The organism is Streptomyces violaceusniger Tu 4113 (genome assembly GCF_000147815.2).
Taxonomy (GTDB): Bacteria; Actinomycetota; Actinomycetes; order Streptomycetales; family Streptomycetaceae; genus Streptomyces; species Streptomyces violaceusniger_A.
The window spans coordinates 10,531,064-10,546,957 of sequence record NC_015957.1 but is presented as its reverse complement, the minus strand read 5'-3'; the positions used below and the strand labels follow the sequence as shown (position 1 = coordinate 10,546,957).

The 15,894-nt window shown below is 71.9% G+C and carries 11 protein-coding genes and 1 tRNA gene; 8 read left to right on the top strand and 4 right to left on the bottom strand.

The window, feature by feature from the left end:
* Positions 1-16 precede the first annotated feature (16 nt).
* Positions 17-103, top strand: a tRNA-Ser gene (locus STRVI_RS43190).
* Between the two features lie 518 nt (positions 104-621).
* On the opposite strand, the gene STRVI_RS43185 is transcribed toward STRVI_RS43190, so the two are convergent.
* Positions 622-1,092 (bottom strand): VOC family protein, encoded by a 471-nt coding sequence (locus tag STRVI_RS43185; RefSeq protein ID WP_014061879.1) that lies wholly within the window; start codon positions 1,090-1,092, stop codon positions 622-624.
* 327 nt (positions 1,093-1,419) lie between these two features.
* Here STRVI_RS43185 and STRVI_RS55335 point away from each other — a divergent pair, with 327 nt between their 5' ends.
* Positions 1,420-1,752 (top strand): helix-turn-helix domain-containing protein, encoded by a 333-nt coding sequence (locus STRVI_RS55335; RefSeq protein ID WP_286012075.1) that lies wholly within the window; start codon positions 1,420-1,422, stop codon positions 1,750-1,752.
* Between the two features lie 83 nt (positions 1,753-1,835).
* Here STRVI_RS55335 and STRVI_RS43175 read toward each other — a convergent pair whose 3' ends face one another.
* Both STRVI_RS43175 and STRVI_RS43170 read right to left on the bottom strand, forming a co-directional pair.
* Positions 1,836-2,633 (bottom strand): hypothetical protein, encoded by a 798-nt coding sequence (locus STRVI_RS43175; RefSeq protein WP_014061877.1) that lies wholly within the window; start codon positions 2,631-2,633, stop codon positions 1,836-1,838.
* 364 nt (positions 2,634-2,997) lie between these two features.
* Positions 2,998-4,026 carry a bifunctional DNA primase/polymerase gene (locus STRVI_RS43170; protein ID WP_014061876.1) on the bottom strand — a complete coding sequence of 343 codons (1,029 nt, stop codon included), beginning with the start codon at positions 4,024-4,026 and terminating at the stop codon, positions 2,998-3,000.
* Positions 4,027-4,705: 679 nt separating this feature from the next.
* Here STRVI_RS43170 and STRVI_RS43165 point away from each other — a divergent pair.
* The 6 genes from STRVI_RS43165 to STRVI_RS43140 all read left to right on the top strand — a co-directional run bounded on the left by STRVI_RS43165 (position 4,706) and on the right by STRVI_RS43140 (position 11,181).
* Positions 4,706-5,689, top strand: coding sequence for a bifunctional MaoC family dehydratase N-terminal/OB-fold nucleic acid binding domain-containing protein (locus STRVI_RS43165; RefSeq protein ID WP_014061875.1), 984 nt, complete (start codon positions 4,706-4,708; stop codon positions 5,687-5,689).
* 134 nt (positions 5,690-5,823) lie between these two features.
* The gene (locus STRVI_RS43160) at positions 5,824-6,321 is read left to right on the top strand and encodes a MaoC family dehydratase (protein WP_014061874.1); all 498 of its coding nucleotides are present in this window, start codon (positions 5,824-5,826) and stop codon (positions 6,319-6,321) included.
* Positions 6,318-7,484 (top strand): lipid-transfer protein, encoded by a 1,167-nt coding sequence (locus tag STRVI_RS43155; protein WP_014061873.1) that lies wholly within the window; start codon positions 6,318-6,320, stop codon positions 7,482-7,484. The genes STRVI_RS43160 and STRVI_RS43155 overlap by 4 nt, the downstream gene beginning before the upstream one ends.
* A gap of 53 nt (positions 7,485-7,537) precedes the next feature.
* On the top strand, positions 7,538-8,434 hold the full coding sequence (locus STRVI_RS43150) for a DUF1906 domain-containing protein (RefSeq protein ID WP_014061872.1): 897 nt from the start codon (positions 7,538-7,540) through the stop codon (positions 8,432-8,434).
* 381 nt (positions 8,435-8,815) lie between these two features.
* Complete coding sequence (locus tag STRVI_RS43145) at positions 8,816-9,346, top strand: SigE family RNA polymerase sigma factor (RefSeq protein WP_014061871.1); 531 nt, start codon at positions 8,816-8,818, stop codon at positions 9,344-9,346.
* Positions 9,347-9,522: 176 nt separating this feature from the next.
* Positions 9,523-11,181 carry a long-chain fatty acid--CoA ligase gene (locus STRVI_RS43140; protein WP_014061870.1) on the top strand — a complete coding sequence of 553 codons (1,659 nt, stop codon included), beginning with the start codon at positions 9,523-9,525 and terminating at the stop codon, positions 11,179-11,181.
* Positions 11,182-11,434: 253 nt separating this feature from the next.
* On the opposite strand, the gene STRVI_RS43135 is transcribed toward STRVI_RS43140, so the two are convergent.
* Positions 11,435-15,853, bottom strand: coding sequence for a response regulator (locus STRVI_RS43135; protein ID WP_014061869.1), 4,419 nt, complete (start codon positions 15,851-15,853; stop codon positions 11,435-11,437).
* Positions 15,854-15,894 lie beyond the last annotated feature (41 nt).

Sequence of the window (15,894 nt, the reverse complement as noted above, 5' to 3'; positions counted from 1 at the left end):
ACCGCGAGTGGCGCGGGGAGGCTTGCCCGAGCGGCCTAAGGGAACGGTCTTGAAAACCGTCGTGGCAGCGATGTCACCGAGGGTTCAAATCCCTCAGCCTCCGCGCAGGTCAGCGACGTAGCTGGTCGGAAGGGGTGTCCCTGGTTCGGGGGCACCCCTTCTGCGTGTCCGCCGTCTCGCCTTGTCCCGCCGGAATCCCGCCGTTGACCAGCGCGTGTGGGCCAGGCGTGGGCCAGGCGTGGGCCAGGATCTGGCGTGGTTCCCGGCGCCTTGCGGGGGCTCTCCCGGAGAGTGCCTCAGCGATTCGCCGCAGCTCATAGGCTCAGGCTCGCTCGGCGTGGAACGTTCGGCGTGGACACGTGGCCGTCGCGCAGGACTGAAGCCTCCACGAGTACGGCGACATCGGCCGTTAGCGAGCGGTCGGCGCCTTTGTCCGTCAGTCAACGGGCGGCGGCCACCGTGCCGTAGGTGGACCAGCCGCCGAGGAGTACGACACGCCTGTGCGGGTTGAGCGGGTGCGGCGCCCGGACGACATAACCGCAGTCCCGCGTGACGAACCTCTTGGCCGCCAGGGCGTACGGATCAAGAGGCCCAGGGCCCGGCTGGGGTGAGGTGACTGGGCTATGAGTGGATCGTTCCGTCGGTGTTGGACGGGGTACAGGACGAGGCTGCGCCGACGCAGAACTCGTTGCCTTCTGGGTCAGCCATCAGGATGTGGTGCCCGTCGAACTCCTGCAGGGCGTTTCCGCCCGCTCTTATGAGTCGGTCGGACTCTGTTCTTATCCGCGCCCACCGTTCGTCAGGGCTGCCGTGTCCTGGCACCCGGATGTCGATATGAAGCCGGTTCTTCGCTGTCTTCCGCTCGGGGACCTTGAGGATGGAGAGCCTGGGGCCGATGCCGTCGGGATCGCAGAGCCACGCGCCGTCGTCCGCAGAGTCGTCCTCTGGCAGATCGAACTGTGCGAGCCACTCCTCGCGGGTTCTGAAGGGAGCGGGCGGCGGCTCGTCGACATATCCCAGGGCCGTTTTCCAGAACTCGGCGAGGAGCTTCGCGTTCGTGCAATCAAAGGTCAGATCGATTCTGGCTGCCATGTCAGGACCGTACTGCGCGCCGCTGACAGTCGTGGCCGAGCCGATGGAGCGCCTGCTGTGTGTGGGCCATTGGTGGGCGCGGGCTCCTGGCGTTAGCCGTTCGAGGCAGAGGGGGCGTCGGCGGGCCTGGCTGGGGGTGGGCGGGGTTAGATCTGGCCGAAAAGCTATGGGGTGGGTGTTGGTGCAGGTCAGGGCGGGTGGAATAGGCGAGTGGGGGTGGGCTGGGTGGCGGGGGTGGGGGATGTGGGCTTTTAGTTGTAGCTAAAGGTGGGATCCTGTCGCTGAGGGGTTGAAGCCCAACGGTCGGCACCATGCGCTGGGAGGGTGATGAGTGTGCCGTGGAAAGGCAAGGGTTCGAAGGGGGAGGCCGTGGACTGTGCGGGGGCTCGGCTGGCGCGTCAGGCCACCGTGGAGGTCGCGGGGTTGCTGGGGAAGCGCGACATGAGCCGTGCTGACCTCGCCCGGCTCATGGAGGTCAGCCCGGGGAGGGTGAGCCAAATACTTTCCGGGGACGAGAATCTGACGCTGCGGAGTCTCGCTGCCGTGGCCGAGGCCCTGGATCTGGACATCAAGATCAGTTTTGTGGAGCCCAAGGAGGACGGGGCTCGTCGGACGCGTGGGCTGGGCGATGGGTCCGATGCCTTTGTCTACGCTCCCTGAGCGTGTGTGTCGGGGTGCGTCCCTGACGGGCGTTGTGGTGTGCGGTGTCGCGCCAGGGGTGCGTCGTGTCAGGGGCGTGTCGCTCAGGGGTGCGGGGTGCCTGTCGTGGCCAGGGGCCGCGCCGCCAGGGCCTCGTCGCGGAGCCGCGTGAGCTCGCGGTCGCCGCTCCGCTTGCCGGTGCGGTAGCCGAACTCCAGCATGCGCGCGCAGGCGTCCATGGCCATCGCCAGGGCCTGACGGCGGTCCTCCGCCTCCTCGCGGGTCGGGGTGTGCAGCTCCGGCGGGAACTCCTGGACCTCGCGCTGCCGGCATCTCGCCTCGATATCGGCCTCGACCTTGGTCGCGTCGTCCAGGAGTTGGTCCACCTCCTCGTACAAGGTGTTGATCGTCGTCCTGTCCTTGGTCGCGGCGGCGCAGCCGCGCAGGTGGCGGCGGGCCTCGAAGGCGAACATGCGCAGTTGGGCCACGTTCTCGAAGTCGCGGACCAGCCGGTGGCAGTGGATGTACATGTCGTGGACCAGCCGCCGCTCCAGCTCGCTCAGCAGCACCGCGATGCCCAGCGTGATCACGGCCACGAAGGGCGGCGTGGACTGCTGGTTCTGCTGCTGACGGACGCGAGGCGCCAGGGCCCCGCCCGCGGCGGCAGCGGCCACGGCGGGGGGCACATCGGCGGCGTGCGGCAGCAGCAGGGCGATGGTGAGCAGGGCCGCCGCGCAGGTGCAGGCGATGATTCCGCAGCACAGCGCCGCGGACCTTACGGTTCCCAGCAGGCGGCCCTTGTCGGAGAACCGGTGGACCAGCGAGATCCAGGTGACCAGTGCGCAGACGCCGATGGGTAACGCGAAGTCCGCGAACCACCCCTGTGCGTAGAGCTCGTGCAATGCTCCCCCTGCTCGCGCCTTGGTACCGGTGCGCCGGAGGCGGTCGGCCGGTCACCGGTCGGCCGGTCAGCGGTCACCGGTCGCCGAGCACCGGTCACGGGGAGAGCGGGAATCCGTTCACGGTCCGCCTCAGGGGCGGAAGCACCGGCGAGCGGGCCTGGTTCCTGCGCCGCCTGGTGACCGCGTCGTGCGGTCCCTGCGCCTTTCGGTTCCTGTACGGAGCGCCTCGTCGCGTGGTCACGATAGTGCTCCTCGTTCACGTAACGCACGGCTCACCGTCCGTATACCGCTGGATCGCGCCGCCTCTGGCGTTCTGCCGTACGGCTGCCGCCACTGCTCCGTTCAGCCGGCCCGGGCGTATGCGTCAGGCCCACGCGTCCGGGGGCTGGAGATGGCGGGCGGCGCTGCGGGCCGCGGAGGCGACGGTGGCGCGGGCCTCGCGCGGGGCCAGGCCGGTGTCGAGCGCGGCCTCGATCAGGGCGGGGGCCAACTCCGGCCCGGCGCCCGTCTCGTAGGCGCGGCAGGCGGCCCAGAACAGCCGGTCGTTGCGCTGGCCCTCCCGTGAGGCGCGGACGAACCGTACGAGCCCCTCCAGGGCCGCGGGATGCGGGCCGGGGGACGGCGGCCCGGGGGACGGTGGGCCGGGGCGGTACGAGCGGTGCGGGGCCGGGCGCGGGGGTGTGAGCAGGCGCAGCAGGGCGGCCGGGGCGGGCGCCGGGGCCCAGGCGGGGGAGTCCGGCGCGAGGCGGTAGCTGCCGTGCGAGCCGGATGAGCCGGGGCCGACCAGATAGCCGCCCAGCCCGCGGATGTCGATGCCGGGGGCCAGACGTCCGGCGGAGTTGGGGACGGCGAGGCCGGGCGGGCCGCACAACCAGAGATGGCGGCCGCCGCTCGGGGTGAGCACGGTGACCGTAAGGGGGATGGCGAAGGCATGCTCGCGGGCCAGCCGGGCGAGGGCGGCCAGACCGTCCGCGGTCAGACCGTCCGTGCTGTCCGTGCCGTCCTTACCGCTTGCACCGGGCTTCCTGGTCCTGGCCCGACCGTCCGTGGCGCCCGCTCCCCCGGGTCCTCGGGGTCTTCCTGGTCTTCCGTCCTTGAGATCGAGGTCGAGGCCGATGAGGTGGTACGGGGCGCGTCCGCAGGCGATGCCGTAGCCGGTGGCCCAGGGGGCGGCGGCGAACAGGGCGCGGATCGCCTCGGGGTCCGCCGACGCGTCATGGACTCCGTGGCCCAGCCGGCCGCATTCGCCGCGGCACGGCAGAGGCGCGGGGTCGTGGTGGTGAGGGGAGCGCACGGCGGGCAGCTTCGCGCGGGTCAGCGGGATCACGCGGAAGCCGTGGGCCGCGGCGGTCAGGGCGTGGGCAAGAACATGGGCGAGTGCGGGATTCGCCATGTGACCCATTTTCGGACAAGTGTTCGGTAATGGGAAGGGGGCCCGGCAAGTCGCCGAGGATGGCCGAAACTATGCGGAACCGGTTCCCTCGTAAGGCCCACCCTGCGGCGGGGCGGGGTGCGCGCCCCGTGCCGGCGCACCGCCGCACCCGGCGCATCGGCGCGGTGTGGGGAGTGGAGGTGTGTCGGGCGTTTAAAACAGGTTCATCATGCTTGCGTGGTAATTCCCATGGCCCGTGCGCATCGTCCGGGAATCGGTGGGCAACTCTGCTTCCGCGACACTTCCCGAGCGTCGGAGGATCGGAGGAATCGAGATGGTGAGCACAAAGGCAGGCTCCGGCCGCACCTTCACCGCGCCGCCGTTCTCCGCGTCCAGCGCGGGGCGCGGCTCCTGGGATCTGCCCCGATCGCACGGGGGCAGGTCGCCGCCATCGCGGACGCCCGCACGGGAAACGCAGGGGTGGGGCAATGTCCGATCGATCTGAGTGAGCTGTGGTGATTCATTGAGCGAACCGGGACGGGTGAGGTCGTGCGGTCGCGCGGTGGCGTATCGACGCCATCGCGCGATCGTGCGTGGTGGCCTTGAGGTGTGGCGGCCTGGTTCGGTGTTCTTGACGGGGTCGACTTATCTGACGGATAGTCAGGTTGCTTTCTACGGCAGACATGCGGCAGGGGCAGCGATGACGCGCGATGAGCTGCACGACCTGGATGACCTGAATGAGCTCGATGAGCTGTACGGACGGCTGAGAGCGTACGAGGGGCGGACGGCCGCGAGCGGCGGCGCGGGCAGGGACCCGGTCAACGAGCCCATGATCAGGCACTGGTGCGAGGCGATGGGCGACACCAACCCCGCCTATCCGGATATCGCCCCGCCGACCATGCTGCAGGCGTGGACGATGGGCGGACTGGCCGGGCACCCGGGCGGTTCGGCCCGCTCCGAGGCGTACGACGAGCTGCTGGCGTTGCTCGACGACGCGGGCTGCACCTCGGTGGTCGCCACCGACTGCGAGCAGGAGTACCTGCGGCCGCTGCGCCCCGGCGACCGGGTCACCTTCGACGCGGTCATCGAGTCGGTGTCGCCGCGTAAGACCACCAAGCTGGGCACCGGATACTTCGTCACCACCCGGATGAACGTCCGTACCGGGGACGGGGAACTGGCCGGCACCCACCGCTTCCGCATCCTCAAGTACGCACCCGCGCGGCCGAAGGCGGAGCCGGAGCGGGAGCCGAGACGGGAGCGGGAGTCGGAGCGGGCGGCCGACCGCCCCCGTCGTCCTCGCCCCGTCATCAACCGCGACAACGCGGGCTTCTGGGAGGGCGTCGCCCGGCATCGGCTGCTCATCCAACGCTGCCTGGACTGCGCCGCCCCGCGCTTCCCGTGGCTGCCGGGGTGTGGGGCGTGCGGTTCCCAGCGGTGGGAGGCGGTCGAGGCGTCCGGCGCGGGCACGGTGTTCAGCTATGTGGTCATGCATCATCCGCCCTTCCCCGCCTTCGACCCGCCCTACGCGGTCGGCCTGATCGAGCTCGCGGAGGGGGTGCGGATGGTCAGCGGCATCACCGGGGTGCCGTACGACAAGGTGCGCATCGGCATGCCCGTCGAGCTGGAGTTTCTGCGCGTGGACGAGGAGCTGGAGCTGCCCGTGTTCCGGGGTGCCGAGGCATGAGGGACGGACGAGGCGAACCCTCCGGCGGAGCTGGTGGACCCGGCGGAGCTGGTGGATCCGGTAGACCCGGTAGACCCGGTAGACCTGGCGGACCTGGCGGACCTGGCGGACAGTACGGACGAGGAGGCGGCCCTATGACGGTGCGTACGGGCGATGAGTTGCCCCCGCTGCGTATCCCGATCACCCGGACCCTGATCGTCGCCGGAGCCCTCGCATCCCGGGACTACCAGGATGTGCACCACGACGCCGAGGCGGCCAAGGAGAAGGGCTCCCCGGACATCTTCATGAACATCCTCACCACCAATGGCCTGGTCGGCCGGTACATCACCGATCACTTCGGGCCGCGGGCCCGCCTCCGTAAGGTCGCCATCCGACTCGGCGCGCCCAACTACCCCGGCGATGAGATGGTGTTGACGGGTGAGGTTACCGCGGTCGCGGAGGGTACGGCGGAGGTCGCCGTCACCGGCAGAAACGGCATCGGCCACCATGTGACCGGCAAGGTCACGGTGCAGCTCCCCACCGACGCCCCGGGAACCGGTGACGCCCGTAAGGGGAGCACCGACGCCCCAGCGACCACTGGCACCCACACGATCACCGACGCCCCCACCACCACCCCGGGGACCCCCCGATGAGCGCCCGTAAAGCGGACACCCTGGGCGGCCGGGCCGCCGTCGTCGGCATCGGTGCCACCGAGTTCTCCAAGGACTCGGGCCGCAGCGAGCTGAAGCTGGCGGTGGAGGCCGTCCAGGCGGCCCTGGACGACGCGGGCCTCACCCCGGCCGATGTGGACGGGCTGGTCACCTTCACCATGGACACCAGCCCCGAGATCACCGTGGCGCAGGCGTGCGGCATCGGCGATCTCACCTTCTTCTCGCGCGTCCACTACGGCGGGGGCGCGGCCTGCGCCACCGTGCAGCAGGCCGCGCTCGCCGTCGCGACCGGCGTCGCCGAGGTCGTCGTCTGCTACCGCGCGTTCAACGAGCGCTCCGGGCGCCGCTTCGGCTCCGGCGTACAGCACCGCGAGCCGTCCGCCGAGGGCGCAGCGCTCGGCTGGTCGCTGCCCTTCGGGCTGCTGACCCCGGCCTCGTGGGTCGCCATGGCCGCCCAGCGCTATCTGTACGCCTATGGGCTGACGCCCGAGGTTTTCGGCCATGTGGCCGTCACCGACCGCCGCCACGCGGCCACCAACCCGGCCGCGTACTTCCATGGCAAGCCGATCACCCTCGCCGATCACGCCGCCTCCCGCTGGATCGTCGAGCCGCTGCGGCTGCTCGACTGCTGCCAGGAGACGGACGGCGGTCAGGCGCTCGTCGTCACCAGCGTGGAACGGGCGCGCGACCTGCCGCGTCCGCCCGCCGTGATCACGGCCGCGGCGCAGGGCGCGGGCCGCGGCCAGGAGCAGATGACGAGCTTCTACCGCGACGACCTGGCGGGCCTTCCCGAGATGGGGGTGGTCGCCCGGCAACTGTGGCGCGGCAGCGGGCTGACCCCGGCCGATATCGACGTGGCCATCCTCTACGACCACTTCACGCCGTTCGTACTGATGCAGCTCGAGGAGTTCGGCTTCTGCGGGCGCGGTGAGGCGGCCGGATTCGTCGCCGAGGACGCGCTGCCGCTCAATACCCACGGCGGTCAGCTCGGTGAGGCGTATCTGCACGGGATGAACGGGATCGCCGAGGCCGTCCGCCAGATCCGCGGCACCTCCGTCAACCAGGTGCCGGGGGCCGCCCGCGCCCTGGTCACCGCGGGCACTGGGGTACCGACATCCGGGCTTCTCCTCGGCGCAGACGGCTGAACCGCGCGCGTGTCGGCGGTATCGGGCCGCCGAGATCCACCTTCACTCCTCATATGACCCGAAGAAAGCAGAGCAGGCGGAGCAGGCCGAGCAGGCGGAGCAGGCGGAACAGTTCGAGCAACTGGCAGGCCACAGGCTGGACCGCCGGTCTGGCCGCGGCGCTGGCCACCGCGATCGCCGGTGCCACCCCCGCCGCCTCGGCGGAGGTCCTGCCCGACCCCCGCCCCCTGGGCGCCAAGGTCTTCCAGGGCTGGGCCTTCGACACCTGCCACGCGCCGTCCCTCGCCACCCTGCGGGCGTGGAACAGCTCCCGCTACCGCGCCGTCGGCGTCTATTACGCGGGCCGCGGCCGGGCCTGTGCGAGCCAGCCCAACCTCACCGTCTCCTGGATGCGCGGGGTCAAGAGCATGAAGTGGCGGGTGCTGCCCATCTTCGTCGGATCCCAGGCCCCCTGCGTCCGCAGCGCCAACAAGAAGCATGTGCCGATCGGCAGCAAGCCCTTCTCCCAGGGGCGCGCGGAGGGCAAGGACGCGGTCGCGCGCGCCAAGGCGCTGTCCCTGAAGAAGCGCAGCGCCCTCTACCTCGACATGGAGGCGTACGACCTGACGAAAACGAGCTGCGCCGCCAAGACGCTCTCCTTCATCCGCGGCTGGAACCGCGAGGTCCGCTCGCGCGGCTTCTTTCCCGGCTTCTACAGCAGCGCCGAGTCCGGGGTGCGTCATGTGGAGCAGGCCCGCCGGGCCGGGGTCCATGACCTGCCCTCCGCCATGTGGTTCGCCCGCTGGAAGGGGAAGCCGTCGCTGTACGGTGAGCCGGCGCTGGCCAAGAGCGCGTGGAATCCGCACCGCCGCATCCACCAGTACAAGGGCAACGTGGATGTGACGCACGGTGGCCGGACGCTGCGCATCGACCGCAACAAGGTGGACGCACCGGTCGCGATCATCAAGTGACCCACCGCCACCGGCCCCCGTCCGGGACACCCTTGGATCCTCCGAGGCATCCTCCGAGGTGTCCTCCGAGGCATCCTCCGAGGTGTCCTCCGAGGCATCCTCCGAGGTGTCCTCCGAGGCATCCTCCGAGGTGTCCTCCGAGGTGTCCTCCGAGGTGTCCTCAGAGGCGTCTTGGGAGGCATCTTCGGGGAATCGTCGGGAACTCTCCCGGAGCGCCTTCGGGGACGCTCCCGGGGAACCGTCGGGAGGAACCCTGACCCTCGGCTCGCCCCCTCCCCCCGGAGGAGGTGGTGCCAGCCCCACCCGTACACCCTGAGGCTGATCCCTCTTCGGCACTTATGGCCGATCCGCTCCGACCTGCCCGGCTCCTAGCGTTAAGCCATGACCACGACCGTGTGCACAGGCGTATCCGCCGCCGCGTTCCCGTCGTTCACTTCGTATGTACGGGCGCGGGGGCCGGTGCTGTTGCGCACCGCCCGCTCGCTGACCTCCAACGTGTGCGACGCCGAGGATCTGCTGCAAACCGCGCTGACCAAGACGTACCTGGCGTGGGAGCGTATCGAGGACCACAACGCGCTGGACGGCTATGTGCGGCGTGCGCTGGTCAACACGCGAACCTCGCAGTGGCGCAAGCGCAAGATCGACGAATTCGCCTGCGAGGAACTGCCCGAGCCCGAGACGGTGCCCGCCCCGGACCCCGCCGAACGGCAGGTCGTCCGCGACGCGCTGTGGCGGGCCGTACTGCGGTTGCCGGACCGTCAGCGGGCGATGGTCGTCCTCAGGTACTACGAGGACCTGAGCGAGGCGCAGACGGCGGAGGTACTCGGGGTGTCCGTCGGGACCGTCAAGAGCGCGGTCTCGCGCGCCCTCAGCAAGCTCCGCGAGGACCCGGAACTCGGCTACGCGGCGTGACCGGCCGGACGGCGGCCGACGGGGGCTGACCGGGGGACCGTCCCGGAGGTCGGCAGGGGGACCGACGGGCGATCGACGGGCGACCGACGAGGTCCGGGGGTAGTGACATACCGAGCGGTCGGCTGCAGAATCGGCGGAACCTCAGCCCGCGCGTAACCGGAACCCTGGAGGCCCCGGTGCTCAGCACGATGCAGGACGTACCGCTGACCGTGACCCGCATCCTCGTGCACGGGGCACTCGTGCATGGCCGTACGGCCCATGTGACCACCTGGACCGGTGAGGACGAGCCCCGGCGCCGCAGCTTTCATGACGTGGGCATGCGGTCGATCCAGTTGGCGAACGCGCTGCGCGATGAGCTCGGGGTCGAGCCGGGGCAGGCCGTGGCCACCTTGATGTGGAACAACGGCGAACATCTGGAGGCGTATCTCGCGGTCCCCTCCATGGGCGCCGTACTGCACACCCTCAACCTGCGGCTGCCCACCGAGCAGCTCGGCTGGATCGTGAACCACGCCGCCGATCGCGTGATCATCGTCAACGGCTCGGTGCTGCCGCTGCTCGCCCCGCTCCTGCCCGGCCTCACCACCGTGAAGCACATCGTGGTCGCGGGGCCCGGTGACCGTTCCGTTCTGGACGGCTGCGCCGCCCGGGTCCATGACTACGAGGAGCTGATCGAGGGCCGGCCGCGGCACTACGCCTGGCCGGAGATCGACGAGCGGCAGGCCGCCGCGCTCTGCTACACCTCGGGGACGACCGGGGACCCCAAGGGCGTGGCCTACAGCCACCGCTCCATCTACCTGCACTCGATGCAGGTCAACGCCGCCGAGTCGTTCGGAATGTCCGGGGGCGACACCCTGCTGCCGGTGGTGCCCATGTTCCACGCAAACGCATGGGGCACCGCGCATGCCGCCTTTATGGCGGGCGCCTCGATACTCATGCCCGACCGCTTCCTCCAGCCCGAGCCGCTCGCCGAGATGATCGAGCGCGAACGTCCCACCATCGCGGCCGCCGTCCCCACCGTCTGGCAGGGGCTGCTCGCCGAACTCGACGCGAGGCCGCGGGAGGTGAGCTGTCTGCGGGACGTCTTCATCGGCGGCTCGGCCTGCCCGCCCGCCCTGATGAAGGCGTACGAGGAGCGCCACGGCATCCACGTCGTCCATGCGTGGGGCATGACGGAGACCTCTCCGCTCGGCTCCGTGGCCCATCCGCCGGGCGGGCTCTCGGCGGAGGACGGCTGGCCGTACCGGCTGTCGCAGGGCCGCTTCCCGACGTCCGTCGAGTGCCGGTTGATCTCGGCGGACGGCGAAGTCGTGCCATGGGACGGGAAGACGCCGGGTGAGCTGGAGATACGGGGGCCGTGGATCGCGGGCGCGTACTACGGAGGGGCGGACGGCGAGCCCTTCCGCCCCGAGGACAAGTTCACCGAGGACGGCTGGCTGAAGACCGGCGATGTCGGCACCATCAGCCCCGAGTGCTATCTGACGCTGACCGACCGGGCCAAGGACGTCATCAAGTCGGGCGGCGAGTGGATCTCCTCGGTCGAGCTGGAGAACCAACTGATGGGCCATCCGGAGGTCGCGGAGGCGGCGGTGGTGGCGGTGCCGGACGCGAAGTGGGGCGAGCGGCCGCTGGCCACGGTGGTGCTGACGGACGGCGCCACGGTCGACTACGAGGGCCTGCGGGCCTTCCTCGCCGAACGGGTCGCGCGCTGGCAACTGCCGGAGCACTGGGCGGTGATCCCGGTGGTGCCGAAGACGAGTGTGGGGAAGCTCAACAAGAAGGTGATCCGCAAGCAGTACGCGGACGGGGAGCTGGACGTGACCACGCTGGGCCTGTGACCACACTGGGCTGAGGAAACCCGGGTCGGGGGCGCGGGCCGAGCGGGCCCGAGCCTCCGCCCATCGGTGACGCGGTCACCGTAAGGCCGAGTGTCTCCTTACGGGCGGCACGTCACCGTAAGGACAGCAGGTGTGCCCTTACGGGCGGCACGTCACCGTAAGGACAGCAGGCGTGCCCTTAGGGGCGGCACGTCACCGTAAGGACAGCAGGCGTGCCCTTACGGGCCGCACGTCACCGTAAGGACCGCGCGCGTCAGTTGGTGCCGATCTTCGCCAGCAGGTCCACGATCCGCGACTGCACCTCCGCGCTCGTCGAGCGCTCGGCGACGAACAGCACCGTTTCGCCCGAGGCCAGCCGCGACAGATGCGCCGGATCGATGTCCGCGGAGGTGTAGACGACCAGCGGGGTGCGGTTGAGCAGTCCGTTGCCGCGCAGCCAGTCGACGATCCCGGCCCGGCGGCGGCGTACCTGCATCAGGTCCATCACCACCAGATTCGGCCGCATCTGCCCCGCGAGCGAGACCGCGTCCGCGTCCGTCGCCGCGCGGGCGACCTGCATCCCGCGCCGCTCGAGCGTCGCCGTAAGAGCAGCCGCGATCGGCTCGTGCTCCTCGATCAGCAGAACGCGCGACGGATGCTGCTCGCTGTCGCGCGGTGCGAGCGCCTTGAACAGGACGGCCGGGTCGGCGCCGTATGCCGCCTCCCGCGTCGCCTGGCCGAGCCCCGCGGTCACCAGCACCGGCACCTCGGCGGCGACCGCGGCCGTACGCAGCGACTGCAGCGCGGTCCGGGTGATCGGCCCGGTCAGCGGATCGACGAACAGAGCCGCCGGGTACGCGGCGATCTGCGCGTCGACCTCCTCACGGGAGTTCACGATCACCGGACGGTAGCCGCGGTCGCTCAGCGCCTGCTGGGTGGACATGTCCGGCGCGGGCCACACGAGGAGGCGGCGCGGGTTGTCCAGCGGCTCCGGGGGCAGTTCGTCGTCGGGCGGCGGGGTGCGGTCGTCGACGATCTCGACGGCGCCGTTGGGCCCGTCCAGCGGCTCCGGCCCCTCGGCGCCCTCGTCCGGCGCGCCGATGGCGAACGCACGGCCCGAGCTCTGCGACGCACTCGCGGCACGCTGCGGCTGCGCCCCCGGCCCGGGCTGGGGGCGGGGCTGAGCGCCGGTCTGCGCCCCGGGGTGCGGTTGCGAACGGCTGCCGGCCGGCTGCAGTTCGGCCGAGGTGCCCTGGTCCGCCATCTCGGGCCGGGCGGCCAGCTTGCGGCGCCTGCCGGAGCCCAAGCTGGTGCCTCCGGAGGGCGTCTGGGGCTGGCCCTGCTGCGGCTGGCCCTGGGGGTGCTCCCCCACCTGCTGGGCGAACGGCACCCCTTGGCCCAGGGTGCGCACGCTGATCGCACGCCCCTGGGCGGCGTCGGCGCTCTGCGGGGCCTCGGCGGGCAACGGCTGCGGACGGGGCTGCATGGGCGCGTCCGGCCACTGCGTCGGCTGCTGGGCCGGTCGGCGCCCGCTCGCCTCGGCGGGCTGCGGACCACCCGGGCCACCTGGACCACCCGGGCCACCCTGGGCCGCCTCCGGCTGCTCCTCGGCCAGTGGCCGCCGGGCGCGGCGACGTCCGGTGGGCGGGACATCCTGCGGCTGACCGCCGCCGGTGTCCTGGCCCCAGTTGGGCTGCTGCTCCTCGGGCGTACGGGCGGCGGGCAGCGCGGGCCTGCCCGATCCGACGGGCTGAGCGGCGCCGGAGCCCTGGGCCTGCGGCTGCGGCTGGGGCCGACGCGGGTCCTGGCCCCGCGCCTGACCGGGGTCGGACGGCCAGCCCCCGGGCCGTGCGGCGCCGTTGGGGGGTACGGGCTCGCCTCGTACGGCCAGGCCCCCGCCCGGCTGCGGCTGAGGCGCGCCGCCCCGCGCCTCGCGGGCGCCGTGCTGAGCCGGTACGAGCCCGGCCGGGCCGAGCTCCGGCGGCAGCGCGCCGGGCTGCGCCCGGTCGGCGGCGGCCGGGGGCAGCGCGAAGGGAGAGCGGACGAGACCGGGCTCCCCCGTCGGCTGCGGCTGAGCTTGGGGCTGCGCCTGGCCCTGGGGCTGCGCCTGGGCCTGGCCCTGGGGCTGGCCCTGGCCCTGGGGCTGCGCCTGGTCGGGCGCCGGCAGCTCCGACGCCTCGGCCAGCGTGCGGCGGGCGCGGCGCCGTCCGGTGGGCGGGACCTCTTCCGGCTGGCCTGCGCGGGTGTCCTGGCCCCAGTTGGGCTGCTGCTCCTCGGACGTACGGGCGGCGGGCAGCGCGGGCATGCCCGATGCGACCGGCTGGGCGGGCCGCTGGGGCGTGTCGGAGGCGGCCGCGGGCAGAGCGAGGGCAGGCCGACCGCCCGTGCCCTGGGCGGGGGCACCGGCAGCCTGAGGGCCGCCCTGCTCCTGCGCCGGGGCGCCGCGCCGGGCGCGGCGGCCCTGGGGCTGCTGCTGGGCCGGAATGCCCTGAGGCGGCACAACGCCCATGGCGGCGGCGCCCGTCGGCTGCGGACCGGCGGCCGCGGCCGCCGCCTCGTCGGGGTGGGGGCGCGCCCTGCGCCGCCCGGTGGGGCGTGGAGTGTCCCCGGCCTCGGCCGCGCCCTGCTGCTGGGCCGCGGTGTCCTCGCCGACGACCGCGGGAAGTGCGGCGGGCGCGCCCGGGGCGCCCTGCTGCGCGGCGGTGCGCGGGTCGGCCGTACGGGGGTCGGCCGTCTGCGGGTCGGCCTTACGGAGGTTGGGCGGAGGCGTACCGCCCTGTGCGTCGTTGCCTTGCGTGCCGTTGCCCTGCGTACCGCCGCCGCTGGTGTCGCCTGGCGTGCCGCCGGGGGCCGCGCCGTGTCGGGCGCGGCGTCCGGTCGGGGTCTGGCCGGTGGCGTTGCCGCCCACGGTGCCCGTGCCCGCACCCGTACCCGAGTCGGTGCCCGCGCCGGAGGTGCCCTGTCCCTGCGTACCGTCGCCCTGCCCGGCGGTGTCGCCGTCCGCGCGCTCCTGCTCGGCCGCGGCCGCCGCCGAGATCGGCACCTCCAGGACGTAGGCGTGTCCGCCCATGCCCGGCATCTCATGGGTCTGGAGCACGCCCCCGTGCCGGCGCACGATCCCGCGCACGATCGGCTCGTGCACCGGATCGCCGCCCGCGTACGGCCCGCGGACCTCGATCCGTACGACATCGCCGCGCTGCGCCGCCGCGACCACGATCGTCGAGTCGCTCGCCGAGCTGCCCGCGGCGGTGTTGCCGGTGGAGTCGACCCCGGCCACGTCCGCGATCAGATGGGCGAGCGCCTGGGCCAGCCGCTCCGGGTCCACCTCGGCGTCGATCGGCGGCGCGTGCACGGCGAACTGCGCGCGCCCCGGGCCGATCAGCTCGACCGCGCCCTCCACACTGGCCGATACGACCTCGTCCATCGAGACCGTACGGCGGGCCAGCTCCTCGCTGTGCGCGTCGAGCCGCTGGTAACTCAGGACGTTGTCGACGAGCGTGGTCATCCGGGTGTAGCCGGCGGCGAGGTGGTGCAGGATCTGGTTGGCCTCGGGCCACAGTTGCCCGGCCGGGTCGTCGGCGAGCACGCCGAGCTCGCCGCGCAGCTGCAGCAGCGGTCCGCGCAGCGACTGGTCCAGCACGGCGAGAAGCTGGCTGTTCCGGGCGGTTACGGACTCCAGTTGTGCCGTGTACCGCGCGCGCTCCTCGGCGAGCTGCGTCCGCAGCTCCTCCACGGTCTTCGTGTGCTGGGCGGTGAGGTTCTCCAGCTCCTCGGCGTGCTGGGTGGTGAGGCTCTCCACCTTCTCCGTGTGCTGGGTGGTGAGGCGCTCGACCTCCTCCGTGTGCTGGGTGGTGAGGCTCTCCACCTCCTCGGCGTGCTTGGCCGCCATGGCCTTCTCGGCACGCCGGTCGGTGAAGGTCATCACCGCGCCCACGAGTTGCTCGCCGTCGCGGACGGGCGCGGTGGTCAGATCGACCGGGACCTCGCTCCCGTCCTTCGCCCACAGCATCTGGCCGCGCACCCGGTGCTTGCGGCCGGAGCGCAGGGAGTCGGCGAGGGGCGATTCCTCGTACGGGAACGGGGAACCGTCCGGGCGCGAGTGGTGTACAAGAGAGTGAAGCTCCTGACCGCCCATGTCGCTGGCCCGGTAGCCGAGGATCTGCGCGGCGGACGGGTTGACGAGGACCACCTTGCCCTCGGTGTCCACGCCGACCACGCCCTCCGCCGCCGCGCGCAGGATCATCTCGGTCTGGCGCTGCTGACGGGCGAGTTCGGTCTCGGTGTCGAGCGTCCCGGTCAGGTCACGCACGATGAGCATCAGCAGCTCATCGCCGGTGTAGCTGTACTGATCGGCGTAAGGAGTCCGCCCGTCCTCCAGATTCGCGCTGGTCACCTCGACGGGAATCTGCGCCCCGTCGGTGCGCCGGGCCATCATCCGGGTCGGCTTGATGCCGTCCCGTGGCGCCGACTCGGGGCGCCGCATCGACCCGGGAATGCGATTGGGATCGAAGGAGGGGAGCAGATCGAGCAGACCACGGCCGACCAGGGCGGTGCCCGGAGCCTCGAAGGACTCCAGCGCGATGTGGTTGGCGTTGACGATCGTGCCGTTGCAGTTGACGAGCAACAGCGCGTCCGGGAGGGCGTCGAGTATCGCTGCGAGGCGAGCAGCGCCTCGGGATGGCCTGCTGCTCACGACGACGCTTCCTCCCTGACTACTGCATCTTGCTGACACTC